The following is a 17,702-nucleotide window of genomic DNA, read 5'->3' as shown; positions in this document are numbered from 1 at the left end:
GCGAGGAAACAGGCCATGCGGACGGTCATCTGGATCGTGTAGACCCAGCGGCGCCCCGCGTGATCCGCCTCGGACCCGACGGCTCGGTCGAGCACGTCGAGCAGCAGGGCGTCGCGCAGCAGGAAGCGGACGACGATGCCGACGCGGCCCCCGGGAGCACCGGCCCCGGGAGCACCGGCCCCGGACGCTCCGGAGACGAGCGATGAGCGGCGCGACGGGCGAGCCCAGCCCCCTGCGCGTACTGGCGACGCGGTCCTGGGCCCTCGCGGCGCTCGGCGTCGTCGCCGCGGTCGTCACCTGCGTGATGCTGGGCCTGTGGCAGTTCCACCGCTTCGAGGCGAAGTCCGCCCGCGCGGACCTCATCGAGCACAACTACTCCGCCCCGCCGGTCGCGCTGACGGACGTCCTGCCCGCGTCCGACTCGCCGCTCGCGGCCGACGACGGATGGCGGACCGTGCGCCTGACGGGCGAGTACTGCACCGCACCGGAATGCGTCCTGTACGCCCGCAACCGTCCCTTCAACGGCGAGGTCGGGTTCGCGCAGCTGGTGCCGTTCCGCACGGACGACGGGACCGTCATGGTCGCCCGCGGGTGGGTCCCGACCCAGTCCGCCTCGAGCGCGCCCGCGGACCCCCCGGAGGTGCCGACGGGCGAGCGCACGATCGTCGTGCGCCTGCGCCCGATGGAGCCGGTGCTCGCGGGCCGCACGAATCCGCCAGGCCAGGTGCAGTCGATCGCGATCGAGGAGCTGGCCGCCGTCGAGCCGGCCGCCGGGACGCTGCACCGCGGCGCCTACGGGGAGCTGGCGAGCGAGGACCCGGCGCCCGCGGACGCGCCCACGCCCTTCCCGCGGCCCGACACGTCGCTGGGCCCCCACCTCTCCTATGCCGTGCAGTGGTGGGCCTTCGCCCTGTTCTTCCCGATCGCCTGGGCGGTGCGGGCCCGCCGGGCCGTCCTGGACGAGATCGAGCTGCGGCGGCGCGGCGGGGCGGCTCAGCCCGTCCACGCGCGCCGCGCCCCCGCCCGCTCCCGAGACGAGGAGGAAGAGGATGCGCTCCTCGACGAGCTCCGAGGCTGACCGGCCCCGCCCCTACGGTCCCGGGCGCCTGCCCCGGATCATCGCGCATCGGGGCCTCGCGCTCGACGGCGCCGAGAACACCCTGCGCGCCTTCGCCGACGCGCTCGAGGCAGGGGCCGACGTGCTGGAGACGGACGCGCATGCGACCGCCGACGGCCGGGCCGTCGCGCTCCATGACGGGGACCTGCGCCGGGTCGCCGGGGATCCGCGCAGGATCCACGAGGTCCCGAGCACCCAGCTCGCCGCCGTACGGGTCGGTGGGTCCGAGCCCGTCCCCCTGCTCGAGGACGTCCTCGGCGCCTTCGACGCGCCGGTGAACATCGACGTCAAGACGCCCCGGGCGGTCGACGCCGTCGCCACCGCGATCGCCCGCACCGCAAGCGCGGACCGCGTCTGCGTGACGAGCTTCGACGGGCGCACGGCCCGCGCTGCGGTCGCCCGGATCCGCCGTCTCACGGGCGTGCGCGTGCGGCGCAGCCCGTCCACCGGCGCCATGACCGCCTTCGCGCTCGCGCTCGCCGTCGGTGCCCCGCAGAGCGCCGTCGACCGGATCCTCCGCCCCTTCGCCGCGCTGCAGATCCCGCCGCGGCATCGCGGGCATGCGCTCGTGACCGCGCGGTCCCTCGCGGCCGCGCACGCCGCCGGCTGCGAGGTGCACGTCTGGACCATCGACGACGAGCCGACCATGCGCGCCCTGCTGGCGCTGGGCGCGGATGGTATCGTGACCAATCGGTCCGATGTGCTCGCCGGACTCCTGGGACGCGGTCCCGGAGCCGGCTCGCCCGTCTGAGTCCCGCCGATCCCGTTGCCGCCCGCGTCGACCGATCGCTGGCGCCGCGGCGCCGCACGGGCGTCCGGGAATCTTCGGCGCGGCCCGGGCGTTGCACCCATCGGACCATTCCCGCTCCTGCGCCGAGCGGGTCCCCGTCGTCATCAGGAAGGTCGTCCGCGACATGAACAGCCGCAGCCTGCGAGGCACCCGCCTCGGTTCGCTCAGCATGGAGACCGACGAGGGCGTCCTCGCCGCCCCGCGCCAGGAGGCGGTGTACGACTGCCCCAACAAGCACACGATCGTCCTCCCCTTCTCCGTCGAGGCCGACGTCCCCGCGATCTGGGAGTGCCGCTGCGGCGCGACCGCCGTGCTGCGCGACCACGAGAAGCCCGAGGCCAAGCCGGGCAAGCCCCAGCGCACGCACTGGGACATGCTGCTGGAGCGCCGCAGCGAGGAGGACCTGCAGGTGCTCCTCGACCAGCGCCTCGAGCTCCTGCGCGCCGGCCGTCTGCACTCCAGCGGAACGCTCTGAGCGTTCCGGCATCGCCGACGGGCTCCGGCCCGGCATCGCGAGAGCGCCCCGTCCCTTCTGGACGGGGCGCTCTGCTGTGATGAGGACCGCGGGCCGCGGCGGCGATCGCGCGCTACCGCCGCGTCAGTCCTGGGTGATGACCGGGGGCGTGGAGGACCCGCCCGCTGGGCCGCCGTGGGCGCCCGGATCGGTGCGGCGGGCGTCGACGACGATCTCGCCCTCGATCACGCCGGGCCCGGAGCGGCGGTAGAGCACCTGCCGGGCGCTCTCGGGGACCGCCAGGCCGACACCGCGCGCCACGCGCTTCTGCACGGGCACGACCAGGAGCACGAGCCCGGCGAGATCGGTGAGCAGGCCGGGGAAGAAGAAGCAGAGCGCGGCGAGCAGGGTGAAGGCGGGCCGGCTCATGTGGTCGCTGATGCTGCCGCGGCCGCGGATGGCGCGGATGAGCGAGCGCAGGCGCACGAAGGACTGCTGTCCGGCGGCGACGAGCAACGCGAGACCGACAACCCAGCCGACGAGGACGACGCCGAGCACCCACCAGATCGACGTCCAGTGGCCCAGCAGCGCCAGTCCCGTCAGCTCGAGCAGGCCGAGCAGCAGGATCCCGAGCGGGATGAGCGTGCTCCCGCGGCCCTCTCCCGTGCCCCTCCGCGGCGCGGCGCCGCGCGGCGGCGTGCTGTGCGATCCGCTCGTGCTCATCGTTCCCTCCCCCGGGGCGCCGTCACGGGCGCGGCGCGCCCCTCAGCGCGGTCCACGGTAGCGGAGCAGGCCGAGAAGCTGCTGTGCGCGCCGCTGCGCGCCCCACACGGTCACGCGCACGAGGGCCTCCTTCACGATCGCGCCGCTCATCTTCGAGACGCCCTCGACACGCTCGTCGAAATCGATGGGGACCTCGCGGATGTCCGCGTCGAGCGCGGCGCTGCGGCGGGTCATGTCCACCTGGAAGCAGTAACCGTGGCTCGCGACAGGCTCGGCCATGAGAGAGGTGAGCAGCGGGGCCCGGTAGGCGCGGAATCCGGCGGTCGCGTCGCGCACCGGCAGACCGAGGGCCGCGCGCGTGTAGATGTTCGCCCCGCGGGACAGCAGCAGGCGGTGCAGCGGCCAGTCGTAGACGCGGCCGCCGCGCACCCAGCGGGAGCCGATCGCCAGATCGGCGCCGGCGGCGATCGCGCCGAGGATCCGCGGCAGCTGCTCGGGCCGGTGGGAGGCGTCGGCATCCATCTCGACGAGCACCTCGTAGCCGCGCTCGAGCCCCCAGCGGAAGCCGGCGAGGTAGGCGGGTCCGAGGCCCTCCTTCCCGGCGCGGTGGAGCACGTGGACGGCGTCGTCCTCGGCGGCCCGACGGTCGGCCAGATCGCCGGTCCCGTCGGGCGAGGCGTCGTCGGCGATGAGGACGTGGGCGTCCGGGACGGCCGCGCGCAGGCGGTCGAGCGTGCCCGGCAGGGCCTCGAGCTCGTTGTAGGTGGGGATCACGACGAGGGTACGCAGGGCCGGGGCGGCGGTGGGGTCGTGGGCTGTCATCGGGTCCTCCGGACTCGTCGTGGGGCAGGGATGTCGACGGTGCGCCGGGGCGAGCCGAGGGCGAGGAGCAGGCCGGCCAGGCCGAGGGCGCCGATGCCGACGGCGATCCAGGGGCCTGCCGCCATGGCGGGCGTGATGCCGGTGCGCAGGGGGACGTCGGCGACGACGATCCCCTGCTCCCAGTGCCCGGTGCGGGCGAGGTCGCGGCCGTCGGGGGTGACGATCGCGCTCTCGCCCACGGTCGCGACCTGGACGATGCTGCGCCCGCTGATCGCCGAGAGCACGCGGGCCTCGCCGAGCTGCTGCGCGGCCTCGTCGCTGTCGCCGAAGAGGGCCGTGTTCGTCTGGACCACGATCACCTCGGCGTCGTCCCGGACGAGGTCCTGGACCAGGTTCTCATAGGCGATCTCGAAGCAGATGAGGACGCCGACCTTCCGCTCCCCCACGTCGAGCACGCCGACGCTGCGTCCGGGCGCCATGTCGGTGGGCACGAGGTCCACCTTGTCCGACAGCATCCGGAAGAAGGAGCGGGCGGGGATGTACTCGCCGAAGGGCACGGGGTGGCGCTTGGAGTAGGACTGCTCGGGACCGCCGGAGACGGTCCACAGCTGGGACGTGTTGTAGACGCGGTCCCCGGGCGCCTCGGTCGCGGTGCCGATGAGCACGGGGGCGCCCGCGTCCTCGGCGGCGCCCACGAGGGCGCGCGAGCGCACCGCATCCTGGCGCGGGTCCCAGCCGGCGGAGGCCTCGGGCCACACGACGAGGTCGAGGTCGGTGCCGGCGCTGCGGGCATCGGCCCCGGCCTGCTCGGTGAGCGCCAGGGAGTTGTCCCAGATCTCCGCGGGCATCTCGAGGTCCTGCGGGTCCAGACGGGGCACGTTCCCCTGGATCCCGGCGATGCGCAGGGTCCCACTCCCGTCCGGGGCGGGATTGTGGGGCCGCGGGACCACGAGGCAGACGAGCACGACGACGATCGCGGCGGTCAGCGGCCACAGGCCGAGCGAGCGAGAGCGCCCGGCCCGGCGGCCCAGCAGCAGCCAGGCGGCGCCGAGCAGCAGCTGGGACAGCACACCGACGACGACGGCGAGGCCCGCGGTCCCGATCCACGGGCCGAGCGTCAGCAGCGGCGAGTCCTGGAGCGCGAAGGCGGATGCTCCCCAGGGCAGCCCGCCCCACGGGACGTGGGAGCGCAGAACCTCGATCCCCGTCCACAGGCAGGCGACGACGAGTCCGGCCCGGGGCGAGGGCCCCCAGCGGACGAGCACGGCGCGCGCGGCGAGGGCGAAGCCGATGATGTACAGCGATTCGAAGACGGCCAGGGCGATCCACGGCTCGAGCCCGGCGTAGATGTTCGCCCACGCGGTCAGCGGCAGGAAGAACGCCATGCCCCAGGCCAGTCCGGACAGCGCCGCGATCCCGGGGCGGCGGACGAGGCATGCGGCCGTGAGGGCGGCCAGGCCCAGCGGCAGGAGGTACCAGAGGCCGTGCGGGGGGAACGCGGCCCAGGCGGCGTATCCGCCCAGCGCCGCGATCGGCGGGGCGAGCCACGCCGGCATGGGGGCTGCGCTGCGGCGCCGGGCGGACCGCTCCTCGCGCTCTCGCTCCTTCCGGTCCTGGGCGCGGGCCCGGGCGCGGTCCTCGCGTGCGGTCATGGGGCGCCCGGCGCGTCGGCCGTGAAGACGGTGCGGCCCCGGACCACGGTGCGCAGCGCCGTGGGGGCGCCGTCGGTGAGGTCGGGCAGCATCGGGGTGCGGGAGCGCGGGTCGGTGGACCAGGTCTGGATGCGCTCCTCCTGGCCGCGGACGATGAGGTCCCACGGCTCCCACACCACGAAGGTGGCCTCGGCGCCGGGGACGAGGGAGCCCGGGTGCATGATGCCGGCCAGGCGCCGGGAGCCTCGCGTGGCGGCGAGGAAGGCGGCGCGGTCGCTGATCCGCTCGTCCTCCGGGCCCTCGTGGGCGGCGGCGCGCACCCAGGACCAGGGGTCGAGGTGCTCGGCGTCCCCGGAGCCGAAGGCCAGCGGCGTGCCCTCGGAGGCGAGCGACAGGAACGGGGTGCCGGGTGCGGCCGCGGGGGCGCAGGCCAGCACGCCGTCGCGCATCCCGGGCATGCCGGGGACGGCGTCGGTCACGCCGCGGGACAGGGCGGCCTCGCGCCAGGCGTCATCGGGGGCGGTGCCGTCGGCCGTCGGGAGGACGTCGACGAAGGAGGGCGTCAGCAGGCAGCCCTCGAAGTCCCGGCGCTCGGCGTCCCCGTGGAGGGCGAGCGCGGAGTCGAGGGGGCCGATCCAGGCGACGGCGCCGTCCCCGACGAGGAGGGCCTCGGCGGTCGGGTCCTGCGTCGAGTAGACGAACACGCCCGTGTAGAGCTGGCCTGTCACAGGTCGACCTCCTGGGAGACGAAGCCGCGGCGGACGCGGTCGATGGCGGCGCGGGCGGTGGGCCCGATGCCGGGGACGGGGACGAGCTGATCGAGCAGGTCGATCACCTGGCGGCACTGGCGCACGAAGTCGCCGGCGGGCAGGGCGGTGGAGCCGACGGCGACGGCGTAGTGGCTGCCGAGCGCCCAGCGGTGCATGACGGCGGCGATCCCGGGGTCGGGAGCCGCGGTCGCGTCGAGCCCGTGGCGGCGCTCGGCGGCGGCGAGGCGCTCGGCCGCGCGCAGGGTCTGCTCGAGGGCGCGGACGAAGGGCTCGTCGGCGGGCAGCTCGGCGCTGTCGGCGCCCTCCCGCCGCGCCTCGTAGCACATGGCCGATGCCATCGCCGCGAGGGCGGCGGGGTCGAGATCGGTCCAGAGCCCCTGCTCGAGGCATTCGGCGATGAGCAGGTCGCGATCGGAGAACAGGCGGCGCAGGCGCAGTCCGCCCGCGGTGGGGCGCAGATCCTCGCCATGGCCCTCGAGGTAGCCGAGCTCCAGGAGCAGGGCGCACACCTGGTCGAAGCGGCGGGCCAGGCTCGAGGTGCGCCCCTCGACGCGCCGCAGCACGGAGGCGCGCTCCTTCTCGACGGAGCGGGCGCGGGAGATCCACCGCAGGTGGGCGTCCAGGTCGGGGCAGGCGTGGCACGGGTGCGCGCGCAGGGTCTCGCGCAGCTGCTGGAGGCGCTCGTCGGTCGCGGCGGTCGAGGGGGTGCGGCCGCCGGCGCGGCGGACGCTCTCGCGGGGGTTCTCGTGACGCCCGGCGAGGCGCTGGCGCAGCGCGGCCGCGGTGTCCTTGCGGGTCCTGGGCTTGGACAGGCGGTCCGGGGCGGGCACGCGCATCGTGTCGACGACGGCCGGCGGCGCGGGGACGTCGCCCGGGCGCAGGGTGCGCAGGCGACCCTCGGTGCCGAGCAGGAGCACCTCGGGGCCCCCGAGGACGGCCTTGTCGATCCCGACGACGACGGCGAAGCCCTGGCGCTTGCCGCCGGGCAGGGCCAGCACGTCGCCGCGGCGCAGCCCGGCGAGGGTGGAGCGGGCCCGGTCGCGGTCGGCGGCGGCGCGCTCGCGGGACAGCGTCTTCTCGCGCTCGGAGATCTGCTCGAGGAGCGCGGCGTACTCGCGGATGTCCCCGCGCTCGCAGTCGAGGGCCTCGCGGTAGGCGGCCTCGGTCTCCTCGAGCTCGCGCGCGCGACGGGCCAGGCCCACCACGGAGCGGTCGGCCTGGAACTGCGCGAAGGACATCTCGAGGCTCTCGCGCGCGGCGCGCACGTCGTAGCGGTCCAGCAGGTTGACGGCCATGTTGTAGGTGGGCCGGAACGCGGAGCGCAGCGGGTAGGTGCGGCGGGAGGCGAGGGAGGCGACGGCGTCCGCGTCGAAGCCGGGACCGGCGATGACGACCGCATGCCCCTCGACGTCGATGCCGCGCCGTCCCGCCCGACCCGTGAGCTGGGTGAACTCGCCCGGGGTGAGGTCGGCGTGCTCGACGCCGTTGTACTTCGAGAGCTTCTCGAGGACCACGCTGCGGGCGGGCATGTTGATCCCGAGCGCGAGGGTCTCGGTCGCGAAGACCGCCTTGATGAGGCCTGCGGCGAACAGCTCCTCGACCACGGACTTCAGCAGCGGGAGCATTCCGGCGTGGTGGGCCGCGTACCCGTTCTCCGCGGCGCGCCGGAACGCGGGGATCGCGAGCACGTCCTCGTCCTCGAAGGGGATGCGGGCCAGTCGCTCGTCGAGCACGGCGCGGATGCGGGAGCGCTCGGCGGGCGAGGTCAGGCGCACGTGGGCCATCGTGCACTGGCGGACGGCGCCGTCGCAGCCGGCGCGGGAGAAGATGAAGCAGATCGCGGGCAGCAGGCCGGCCTCGTCGAGGACGGCCAGGACGTCGGGTCGCCGCAGCGGCCTGCCCGGTGCGCGGGCGGAGCGCTCCTCGCCCCCGCCGTGCCGCGGGGCGCCGCCGCGCGGCCCGTCCTGCCGCGGTCCGTCGTCGCGGGGCCCGCGGCCGCGACGCCGGTGACGTCCCTGGGTGCCGCGCCGGCCGCGCGGATCGCGACCGCGGCCGCCGCCCTGCCGTGCCCCGCCGTGTCCGTCGTGCCCGCGTCCGCCGCGCCCTCCGGGCCCGTCCCCGATCCGCGCGGTGATCGAGCCGAGGCGCTCGAGGTCGGGGTTCACGCGGCGTTCGCCCCGGGCTCCGGGGCCCTGCGAGACGACGGCGCGGCCGGCGTCGTCGACGAACAGGTCCATGAGCTCATCGCCCACCAGCACGTGCTGCCACAGCGGGACGGGCCGGGCCTCGGACACGATCACGGCCGTGCTGCCGCGGACCTCGTCCAGCCAGGCCCCGAACTCCTCCGCGTTCGACACCGTCGCGGACAGGGACACGAGCTGCACCGTGGGCGGCAGCTGGATGATGACCTCTTCCCACACGGGTCCGCGCAGGCGGTCGGCGAGGTAGTGGACCTCGTCCATCACGACGAAGCCGAGGCCGTCGAGGGCGCTGGATCCCGCGTACAGCATGTTGCGCAGCACCTCGGTGGTCATCACCACGACGGGCGCCTCGGGCCGCACGGACACGTCGCCGGTGAGCAGGCCGACCTTCTCGGCCCCGAGCCACTCGACCAGCTCGCCGTGCTTCTGGTTCGACAGCGCCTTGATAGGCGCGGTGTAGAAGACCTTGCGCCCGCCGGCCAGCGCGAGCTGGACGGCGAACTCGCCCACGACGGTCTTGCCGGCCCCGGTGGGGGCGGCGACGAGCACGGAGCGTCCGTCCTGCAGGGCGGTGCAGGCCGTCACCTGGAACGGGTCGAGATCGAAGGCGAAGCGGTCCCGGAAGCGGTCGAGCTCGGTCCCCTGGATCCGCCTCTCGGCGCTCCAGGCCGCGTAGCGCTCCGAGGGGGAGGTCATGACGGCAGCTCACCGCCGTGCGCCGGGGAGTGCTGCAGGTCCATGAGGATGCGCACCGCCCCGGGGAGGATGCGCGCCCGCACCGGGAGCAGCGCGCGGGAGTCGCCGTCGGCGTAGGAGCGCAGCTCGCGGTCGTCGCGCACGCCGACGACCACCTCGCGCACCTCCCGCACGTCGAAGCCGTCGATGCTCGTGTGGGTGCCGCGGTAGACGCGCGGGAAGAAGCGGACCAGTCCGGCGCGTCCCAGACCGGTGAGGCTCACCAGGCTCAGGGCGCCGTCGTCGACCACGGCATCGGGCACCAGGCGCATGCCTCCGCCGAAAACCCCCGTGTTGGCGACCGTCAGCAGCGAGGCGTCGATCTCCTCGCGCGGGCCCCCGTCGACCTCGATCCAGTACGGGATGGGGGTGAAGCGGCGGATCTCCTGCATCACGGCGGCCGCATAGCGGGTCGGGCCTCGGTGGCCGGAGCGGTTACCGCGCGCGTTGACGAGGGCGTCGAAGCCGAGCGAGACGTTGCCGACGGCGATCGACCGCATCGGCGGGGCGTCGGGATCGGCGCTGGACAGCTCGATCGCGTCGATCGCGACCACGGGGCGCGAGAGCGCGCGCACGATGCCCTGGACGGACTCCTCGGCGGCGAGCACGGGGAGGCCGAGGGCGCGGGCGAAGTCGTTGCCGGAGCCCGCGGGGACGACGCCGAGACGCACGGGGGTCTGCGCGACCACCCCGGCGCCCAGGGAGATGGTGCCGTCGCCGCCGACGACGATGAGCGCGGTCAGCGTGTCGCGGACCTGGAGGGCGCGGGCGCGGGCGATCTCGGCGGTGGGCCCGGACACGTCGATGACCGAGAGCCCGGCCAGGCGCAGGAGGTGGGCGACCTGCCGGCCCACCCGGTGCGCGGCGCCGGAGGCGGCCGTCGGGTTCATGAGGAGACCCACCCGCAGGCGGGTCACCGCTCCCCCGCCTCGTCGATGGATTCGGGGGCGTCGATGGCCTCGACCTCGTCATCGATGACGCTGGCGCGATCGTCGTCGAGGTCATCGTCCTGGCGGGCGGCGACCCGCTTGTCGTGGACGATGCCGATGCCGACGGCGGCGAAGTAGAGGCCCACCATGGGCAGGGCCATGAAGATCATGGTGAAGGGGTCCGGCGTGGGGACCATCACCGCGGTGAAGGTGAAGCACACGAGCGTGACCCAGCGCCAGGCCTTGAGCATCGTCCGCCCCGGGAGGATGCCGATGAAGTTCAGGAGCACGAGCACGACCGGCAGCGTGAAGGCGATGCCGAAGGCGAGGACGGTGCGCACCAGCAGCGTGAGGTAGTCGCTGTAGCTGATGATCTGGTCGACGCCGTTGATCTGCGGCGTGAACTCCATGAGCAGCGGCACGGCCTTGTTCATCATGAAGTAGCCGGCGGTGCAGCCGATGAAGAACAGCGGGATGGCGGCGCCGAAGAAGCCCAGCGTGTAGCGGCGCTCGTTGCGGTGCAGGCCGGGGGTGATGAAGCGCCAGATCTGGAAGATCACCATCGGCGAGGCGAGGATGAGCCCGATGTACGCGGACATCGCCAGCTGCACGCTCAGGCCCTTGCCCACGCCGTCGAAGTTCAGCGTGGCGTTCAGGCCCAGGGCGCGCGCTTCCCGGAAGGGCTTCTGGAGGTAGTCGAAGACCGTCGGGTACAGGAACCAGCCGACGATCGACAGCACCAGGATCGTGACGGCGCACCACACGAGACGGTCGCGCAGCTCGGTGAGGTGCTCACCGAGCGACATCCGGCCCTCGGGGTCCTTGGGTCGGCGCTTCTTCTTCTCACGCGCCACGCGTCGCCTCCGCCTGTCTCATGCCGAGGGTCCGGACGCCTCGCGCCCGGACCCGTCACTGCTGGTCCGCCTGTCGCCGCTCAGTCGCGGCGGTAGGCCTCCTCGTCGCGCACGTGCACGCGATCGGCCTCGCGGTCGAGGTCGCGGGCGTCGTACTCGCGGTCCCGCGAGACGCTCTCGCGCTCGGAGGCGCGGCGGCCGTCGCGGTCGCGGTCGGAGCGGCGGGGACGGTCGTCCTCGACCTCGTCCTCCTCGGGCTTGGGGTCGCCGCGCAGCTCCTCGACCTCGCTCTTGAAGATGCGCATCGACTTGCCCAGGTTGCGCGCGAGGCTGGGCAGCTTGCCCGCCCCGAACAGCAGCAGCACGAGGACGACGAGAACAACGATGTGCCAGGGCTTGAGAGCACCCATGGGAAGTCCTTTCGACGGTGGCCGCACGAGGCGGTCCCAGCATGATCCCGCACCTGTCTGAGGGCCCACCGATGGCACCCGGCGCGGGACAGGCCTCAGCCTAGCGGCTCCGAGGCCCCGTGCCGTGCAGCGGCGTCCCGCGCGAGCTGTGCGATCTCGACCCGCAGGCCGTCGGGGACGAGGAGCTCCGCCGCACCGGCGGCCTCCATCACGGCGTCGACCAGCGCGGACCGCACCGGGCGCTCGATCCGGGCGAGCACGCCCTCGCCGTCCGGGAGGTCGCGGATCTCCGCGGCGTCGAAGGCCTCGGCGATCCACGCGGCGGCCGGTTCGAGACGCAGCCACGCCTCCGTCTCCGCCGTCCCGGCCTGGCTGCCGCGGGTCTCCCCCGTGAGATTCGGCGCCTCCTGCGGCACCGTCTCGGCTCCTGCCCCGGCACCGGCCTCGGGGTCGAGGATCTCGACGATGCGGTCGGTCCGGAACGTGCGCTCGGCGGCGGCCGAGCCGGCCGCAGACGCGGCGACATCGAGATCGACGGCGCGCAGGTAGGCGCGGCCCGTCGAGCTCTCGAGGCGCAGCGGACGCAGGCGGCGCACGCTCGTGCCGGGACGGTCGGGAGGCGAGTAGCGCATGGCCACGGGTTCCCCGGCCGCGAGGGCCTCCTGGATCCGGGCGACGATGCGGTCGACGCGCGATGCGCGCGGCGCCTCAGCATCCTCTGAGTCGGGAGCCGGAGCCGTCGACGCGCCGTGCTCGGCGTCGTCCTGGCCCTCCTGCCCGAGGGCGGCGCACAGCTTCGCGCGAGCGCTCGCGATCACGCCCTTCTCCTCCCCGCCGGCGCCGTCGAGGGCGGCGAGCCCGGCGAGCAGGGCCGTGACCTCGGGGGCGCTCAGGCGCAGGGGCCCCTGCAGGGCCTCGGCATTGCGCACGCGCACCCAGCCGTCCTCCCATTCGGCCTCGATCAGGTCCTGCCAGCCCGTCCCCAGGTCGCCGCAGACGAAGAGCACCTGGAGGTCGTCGATGAGCTGCTTCTCGGTGATCCCGAACTCGGCGGCCATGGCGGCGAGCTCCGCCTCGCCGCGATCGTGCACGTAGGCGGCCTCGGAGATGAGGCGGGAGAGGTGATCGGTGCTGGTGGAGGGGGTGCGGATCGCGGCGCGCGGTCGGACGGCGCCCTGCTCGACCTCGGCGGGGTCGACGGGGCGGGCGTGGCGTCGGGCGATGTGCGTGCAGATCGCGGCGATCTCCTCGCGCCAGGCGGTCGGCTGGGCGAGCGCCGCCCAGCGGGAGGCGCCGAGGACGTGGCGGCGGGCCTCGGCACGGGAGCAGCCGGGCAGCTCGATGCGCGGGGCGTCGACGGCGGCGCCCACGCGATCGCGCAGGATGAGCGCCTTGTACGGGGAGAGGTCCAGGACCGCGTCGGCGTTCTCGCTCGCGCCCGCGCCCGCGCCGTTCACGGCGCTCGCGAGGTCGAGATCCGCCGGAGGGGTGACGGTCGCGACCCCCTTGACGCGCGGATAGGACTCGATGCGGGAGGCCCGGAAGAGGCGGGGCGCCTCGCGGTCGAGATCGTGGCCCAGCACGTACCAGGCGCCGTCGTGGACGCCGACGATCCACGGCTCGACGCGCCGCTCCGTCGCCGCGCCGGAGGCCGCGCGGTAGCGGAACGTCACGGCGCGGCCGGCGCTCACGGCCTCGAGCAGCGGGGTGAGCACGGGGAGGGACTCGACCGCGCCCTGCGGGGTGCGGCGCACGAGGTCGGGATCGGCCTCCTGGCCCAGGCTGAGGAGCTTGGCGCGCACGCGCCGGGCGGGACCGCCCGCGCTCGCGTCGTCCCAAGCGCGGGAGGCGGCCAGCAGCACCGTGTACTCGGCAGGGGTGAGGTCCAGCGCCGCCAGCTCTCCGGTGCCGCGCGCGATGCGGTAGTGGACGATCGACTCGTCCCACGGGTCGGTCTCGGTGCGCAGGTCCAGGCCCAGGGCGCGGATCTCCGCCTTGTCGCGCTCGAACAGGCGCTCGGCGGCGTCCGCGCTCGCGGACTCGGCGTACTCGGGGATGACCCGGAACAGGGTCTCGCGCGTGACGCGGCGGCGCGAGCCGATCGTCATGATCACGTTGAGGAGGCGTTCGACGCCACGGGGAGCAGCCACGGTGCCAGCGTAACGAGGTGCGGGGCGCTGGCGGCGGCACGACCTGCACCTATCCGGAGAGGGGAGGGGATGCGCCAGCGCATACCCTGGGCCCCATGATGCGGTGGGAGCGCGGCACGGTCCGCGAGCAGACGGGAGCCTGGCCCGGGGTCGTGCGCGTGGACGTCGAGGTCGGCGCGTCGGAGATGATCCGGGCCCTCGCCTACACCGAGCTGACGGGAGCACCCCTGCCCGGCGAGACGGTGCTGCTGAACACGAACGCGCTGCGGCGGGGGCTGGGCACCGGCGGCGACGCCCTCGTGGTCGCACGCCCGGATGCCCTCGGAACGCCCCCGGACGCCGACGATGCCGATCCGGACCACGACGGCCACATGATGAAGGCCCGGTACACGCCGATGCAGGTGATGGTCGATGCCGTCGACGATCCCGCCTCCGAGCACTACGCGAGGATGCAGGCGGCCACGTCGCTGGAGGGCATGCCCGTCGTCGCCGCGGATCTGCACTCCGCGCTCCCGGCGATCGTCACGGGCATCCGCATGGACGCGCCCGCAGCCCGTATCGCCTACGTGCTGACCGACGGGGCGGCCCTGCCCGCCTGGTACTCCCGGACGGTGGCGACCCTGCGCGAGCACGGCCTCCTGGCCTCCTGCATCAGTGCGGGCCAGGCCTTCGGCGGGGATCTGGAGGCGGTGTCGATCCCCTCGGCCCTGCTCGCGGCGCGGCACGTGGTGGGCGCCGATGTCGCGATCGCGATCCAGGGTCCGGGGAACCTCGGGACGGGGACGGCCTGGGGGTTCTCGGGCGTCCAGGCCGCCGATGCGCTCCATGCCGCCAGCGTTCTGGGCGGGCGTCTCATCGGGGCCCTGCGCGTATCCGAGACGGATCCGCGCGAGCGCCACCGCGGGCTCTCCCACCACAGCGCGACGACGTACGGACGACTGCTGCATGTGCCGACGACGTTCACCCTGCCCGCGGGACCCGAGTCTGCAGGCGTCGGACAGGACGACCCGATCGACAGCGCATTTCATGCGTCAGTACGGGAACAGCTCATCACGTCGATCATCGATCCCGCCGCGGAGCGCGGCCTCGAGCACACGCTGGTCGAGACCGATCCGACGGGAGTCCACGCCGCCTTGTCCGCCCTGCCGGTCCGCCTGTCGACGATGGGCCGCGGCCTCGACGCGGACACGGCCGCATTCACCTATGCCGCGGCGGCAGGCCGTGCGGCGGCGCGAAACCTCTGAGACGCCCGAAGAGTCAGGCCCCCGCCTCGGTCGCCTCTCCGCGCGCCGCCACCAGCGCCGCCATCTGACGGGCCGCGGCGATCCCGCGGGCGCCGTCGGCGCGCTGGAAGGCCATCGTGGGCAGGGTGTCGCCGTCGGCCAGGTCCAGGTGCGCCCAGGCATCGCCCTCGGGGAAGGAGACCGCGACGATCTCGGCCCACTCGAGCTCCTGCTTGGAGATGAGATTGCGGACCTCGACGGTCTCGGGCCCGGCGACCACGCGCACCTGCGCCTCCCGCCAGCAGAACCAGAAGGTGCCCACCCCGAGCGCGATGAAGCCGACGCGATCGGCCAGCCCGAAGGTCGCCGGCACGATCACGGCGGCCAGCAGCATCGCCGCGAGGATCACCGCGCCGATGGCGAGACCGGCGACGCGCACCAAACGCGGGCGGAACACGATGGTCTCGTCCGGGCCCGGCACCTCGGCCGAGGACGTGGGCGGGGTCGCGCTCATGCTCAGATCCGGCAGGCCTGGATCGCGGTCACGAGGATCGCGCGGGCCCCGATCTCGTAGAGGTCGTCCATCACCTTGTTGGTGTCCTTCCGGGACACCATGGAGCGGACGGCGCACCAGTCGCGCCCGTGCAGCGGGGAGATGGTGGGCGACTCGAAGCCGGGTGTGACCTCGACGGCCTTCTCCACCAGGTCGGTGGGGATGTCGTAGTCCAGCAGCACGTACTCGCGGGCCACGAGCACGCCGCGCAGGCGGCGGATCATCACGCCGAGGGTGTGCGCGGTCGCCTCGTCGACCTCGAGGCCGGGACGGCTGAACAGCACGGCCTGGCTGGTCATGATCGGGTCGCCGAAGGTGGCCAGTCCCGCCTGGCGCAGGGTCGAACCGGTCTCGACCACGTCCGCGATGACATCGGCGACGCCCAGGCGGATCGAGGACTCGACCGCCCCGTCGAGGTGGACGACGGAGGCGGTGATCCCCTGCTGGCGCAGGTGGTCCTCGACGAGGTTCTCGTAGCTGGTGGCGATGCGGGCGCCCTCGAGCTCGGCCACGCTGCGGGTCTGCTCGGCGGGGGCCGCGAAGCGGAACGTGGAGCGGGCGAAGCCGAGCTCCAGCAGCACGTCGGCCGCGGTGCGGGAATCGGCGAGCATGTCCTGGCCCGTGATGCCCACGTCCACGGTGCCCGAGCCGACGTACACGGCGATGTCCCGCGGGCGCAAAAAGAACAGCTCGACGGAGTTGGCCTCGTCGACGAGCACGAGCTCCTTGGCCGTCGAGCGCCGACGGTAGCCGGCCTCGTGGAGCAGCTCGGCGGCGGGCTCGGACAGGGCGCCCTTGTTGGGCACGGCGATGCGGAGCACGGGTCCTCCTGGGGACGGGAGAGCGGAATAGGCGGGGACGACGAGCGGGGCCGGCGCACGGGATCGCCGGTCGGGCTCAGAGCTTGGCGTAGACGTCCTCGAGGGAGATGCCCTTGGCGATCATCATGACCTGGACGTGGTAGAGCAGCTGCGAGATCTCCAGCGCGGCGTCGTCATGCGTCTCGTGCTCGCAGGCCATCCACACCTCGGCGGCCTCCTCGACGATCTTCTTGCCGATCCCGTGCACCCCGGTGTCGAGCTCGCGGACGGTGCCGGAGCCCTGTGGACGGGTGCGGGCGGTCTCCTGGAGCTGGGCGAACAGCGTCTCGAAATCCTTCACGCCCCCAGGGTATCGGGATGCGCACAGGGTCCACTCCCCCATCTCGGGGAAGCGGCCCCTGCGCGCGTCGGCGACGGGCGTGCGAAGGCGCCTCAGGCGCGGCCGCGGTGGATCGTCGGGTCGGGCATGACCGTCTCGATGCGCACGCGCTCGGCCTTCTGCCGTGAGTTCACGCGCCACCACACGAAGAACCCGGTGAGCGTGAAGGCGCCGTAGAACAGGTACATGAACGCGCTCGCGTAGTAGCCGGCGGCCACGAGCAGCGGGACGCCGACGATGTCGACGGCCACCCAGATCAGCCAGAACTCCACCCAGCCCTTGGCCATCCCGTAGGTGGCCAGGAGCGAGCCCATGAAGATCCAGGCGTCGGCCCACACGGGCTCGTACGAGCCCAGGGCGCGGAACAGCGGCGTCAGCAGGGCGGTGCCGCCGACGAGGCCGACGATCAGCAGGGCGCGCGTGCCCCAGGACGCCCAGACGGGCTCGACGGCGCTGCCGTCGGAGTTCTTCGCCTGCTTCCAGCGGTACCAGCCGTAGATGCTGGTGGCGATGAACATCACCTGGCGACCCGCCTGGCCCAGGAGGTTCACCGGGTTCGGGGTGCCGAAGACGGTCCCCAGGAACACCGTGAGCAGGAGCAGATTGCCGATGATGCCGACGGGCCAGGCCCAGACCTTGCGGCGCATGCCGCCGAAGGCGCTGAGGAGGCCGAAGACGTTGCCGATGACCTCGCGCCAGAGGATGAACTGTCCGCCCGCGAACTCGATCTTCGCGTCGAAGAGCCACTGCAGAATTCCCATCCGTCATGTCCTTTCCATATCCGGGAGCAGTGGCTCCGGGGGGAAAGGATCCGGCATGGGCATGCGGGCGCGCGCGAGGAAGCGCACGCCGCAGGCGGCATGCAGGACGTGCGCCTCTCATCCAGGCTGTGACTGTCGGTGCCGGAGTTCCACCGGCTCCACCGCACGGGTGCGGGTCGCGGACTATGACCGCCGGCTCGGATTTCCACCGACCCCGGAGCACGTCACTGATGTGACCGCGCCATCATAGGGCCTGCTCGGACGCGCGAGCGCGCGGCGCCCCGACGTGAGAAGGCAGGCCCCGCCGCGAGGCGAGGGCACGACTGACATACAGATACCCACACTGCTACCGTTGCAT

Annotated in this window: 18 protein-coding genes and 1 riboswitch; of the genes, 5 read left to right on the top strand and 13 right to left on the bottom strand. The window is 73.8% G+C overall.

Annotated features, from left to right (window positions below):
• From FM110_RS14050 to FM110_RS02865, 4 genes are all read left to right on the top strand, one after another.
• Positions 1-206 (top strand): hypothetical protein (locus tag FM110_RS14050; RefSeq protein WP_234991864.1); only part of this gene is annotated, 206 nt, incomplete at its 5' end.
• Positions 203-1,078 (top strand): SURF1 family cytochrome oxidase biogenesis protein, encoded by an 876-nt coding sequence (locus FM110_RS02875; protein WP_087102485.1) that lies wholly within the window; start codon positions 203-205, stop codon positions 1,076-1,078. The genes FM110_RS14050 and FM110_RS02875, both read left to right, overlap by 4 nt.
• Entirely contained in the window at positions 1,050-1,868 is an 819-nt protein-coding gene (locus FM110_RS02870; RefSeq protein ID WP_087102483.1) for a glycerophosphodiester phosphodiesterase family protein, read from the top strand. Before FM110_RS02875 ends, FM110_RS02870 begins: the two co-directional genes overlap by 29 nt.
• A gap of 163 nt (positions 1,869-2,031) precedes the next feature.
• Positions 2,032-2,382, top strand: a complete 351-nt coding sequence (locus tag FM110_RS02865) for an RNA polymerase-binding protein RbpA (RefSeq protein WP_087102481.1) — start codon at positions 2,032-2,034, stop codon at positions 2,380-2,382.
• A gap of 123 nt (positions 2,383-2,505) precedes the next feature.
• On the opposite strand, the gene FM110_RS02860 is transcribed toward FM110_RS02865, so the two are convergent.
• The 9 genes from FM110_RS02860 to FM110_RS02820 form a co-directional block, all read right to left on the bottom strand.
• The gene (locus tag FM110_RS02860) at positions 2,506-3,084 is read right to left on the bottom strand and encodes an FxsA family protein (RefSeq protein WP_087102479.1); all 579 of its coding nucleotides are present in this window, start codon (positions 3,082-3,084) and stop codon (positions 2,506-2,508) included.
• 42 nt (positions 3,085-3,126) lie between these two features.
• On the bottom strand, positions 3,127-3,906 hold the full coding sequence (locus FM110_RS02855; RefSeq protein WP_087102477.1) for a polyprenol monophosphomannose synthase: 780 nt from the start codon (positions 3,904-3,906) through the stop codon (positions 3,127-3,129).
• The gene (lnt, locus tag FM110_RS02850; protein ID WP_234991863.1) at positions 3,903-5,558 is read right to left on the bottom strand and encodes an apolipoprotein N-acyltransferase; all 1,656 of its coding nucleotides are present in this window, start codon (positions 5,556-5,558) and stop codon (positions 3,903-3,905) included. The genes FM110_RS02855 and lnt overlap by 4 nt, the downstream gene beginning before the upstream one ends.
• Positions 5,555-6,286 carry an amidohydrolase family protein gene (locus FM110_RS02845; RefSeq protein WP_087102473.1) on the bottom strand — a complete coding sequence of 244 codons (732 nt, stop codon included), beginning with the start codon at positions 6,284-6,286 and terminating at the stop codon, positions 5,555-5,557. Before FM110_RS02845 ends, lnt begins: the two co-directional genes overlap by 4 nt.
• Positions 6,283-9,225, bottom strand: a complete 2,943-nt coding sequence (locus FM110_RS02840; protein WP_087102471.1) for a DEAD/DEAH box helicase — start codon at positions 9,223-9,225, stop codon at positions 6,283-6,285. Before FM110_RS02840 ends, FM110_RS02845 begins: the two co-directional genes overlap by 4 nt.
• A complete protein-coding gene (locus FM110_RS02835) occupies positions 9,222-10,181 on the bottom strand; it encodes a diacylglycerol/lipid kinase family protein (protein WP_087102470.1) in 960 nt (319 codons plus the stop codon). The genes FM110_RS02840 and FM110_RS02835 overlap by 4 nt, the downstream gene beginning before the upstream one ends.
• Entirely contained in the window at positions 10,178-11,047 is an 870-nt protein-coding gene (gene tatC, locus FM110_RS02830) for a twin-arginine translocase subunit TatC (RefSeq protein ID WP_234991862.1), read from the bottom strand. Before tatC ends, FM110_RS02835 begins: the two co-directional genes overlap by 4 nt.
• An 80-nt stretch (positions 11,048-11,127) precedes the next feature.
• Entirely contained in the window at positions 11,128-11,457 is a 330-nt protein-coding gene (gene tatA / locus FM110_RS02825; RefSeq protein ID WP_087102468.1) for a Sec-independent protein translocase subunit TatA, read from the bottom strand.
• Positions 11,458-11,552: 95 nt separating this feature from the next.
• Complete coding sequence (locus FM110_RS02820) at positions 11,553-13,607, bottom strand: WYL domain-containing transcriptional regulator (protein ID WP_234991861.1); 2,055 nt, start codon at positions 13,605-13,607, stop codon at positions 11,553-11,555.
• A gap of 95 nt (positions 13,608-13,702) precedes the next feature.
• Here FM110_RS02820 and FM110_RS02815 point away from each other — a divergent pair, with 95 nt between their 5' ends.
• On the top strand, positions 13,703-14,851 hold the full coding sequence (locus tag FM110_RS02815; RefSeq protein ID WP_087102466.1) for a DUF3866 family protein: 1,149 nt from the start codon (positions 13,703-13,705) through the stop codon (positions 14,849-14,851).
• A 13-nt stretch (positions 14,852-14,864) separates the two neighbouring features.
• On the opposite strand, the gene FM110_RS02810 is transcribed toward FM110_RS02815, so the two are convergent.
• From FM110_RS02810 to pnuC, 4 genes are all read right to left on the bottom strand, one after another.
• A complete protein-coding gene (locus FM110_RS02810) occupies positions 14,865-15,344 on the bottom strand; it encodes a PH domain-containing protein (RefSeq protein ID WP_087102464.1) in 480 nt (159 codons plus the stop codon).
• A 2-nt stretch (positions 15,345-15,346) separates the two neighbouring features.
• Positions 15,347-16,204 (bottom strand): ATP phosphoribosyltransferase, encoded by an 858-nt coding sequence (gene hisG / locus FM110_RS02805; protein ID WP_087102462.1) that lies wholly within the window; start codon positions 16,202-16,204, stop codon positions 15,347-15,349.
• Positions 16,205-16,280: 76 nt separating this feature from the next.
• Complete coding sequence (locus tag FM110_RS02800) at positions 16,281-16,544, bottom strand: phosphoribosyl-ATP diphosphatase (protein WP_159457958.1); 264 nt, start codon at positions 16,542-16,544, stop codon at positions 16,281-16,283.
• A gap of 92 nt (positions 16,545-16,636) precedes the next feature.
• Positions 16,637-17,344 carry a nicotinamide riboside transporter PnuC gene (gene pnuC / locus FM110_RS02795; protein WP_087102459.1) on the bottom strand — a complete coding sequence of 236 codons (708 nt, stop codon included), beginning with the start codon at positions 17,342-17,344 and terminating at the stop codon, positions 16,637-16,639.
• A gap of 105 nt (positions 17,345-17,449) precedes the next feature.
• Positions 17,450-17,570: riboswitch (FMN riboswitch) on the bottom strand.
• Positions 17,571-17,702 lie beyond the last annotated feature (132 nt).

The organism is Brachybacterium nesterenkovii, assembly GCF_900163655.1.
Lineage (GTDB): Bacteria > Actinomycetota > Actinomycetes > Actinomycetales > Dermabacteraceae > Brachybacterium > Brachybacterium nesterenkovii.
Note: the sequence above shows the minus strand (reverse complement) of the source record. Positions and strands in the feature narration are given on the sequence as shown.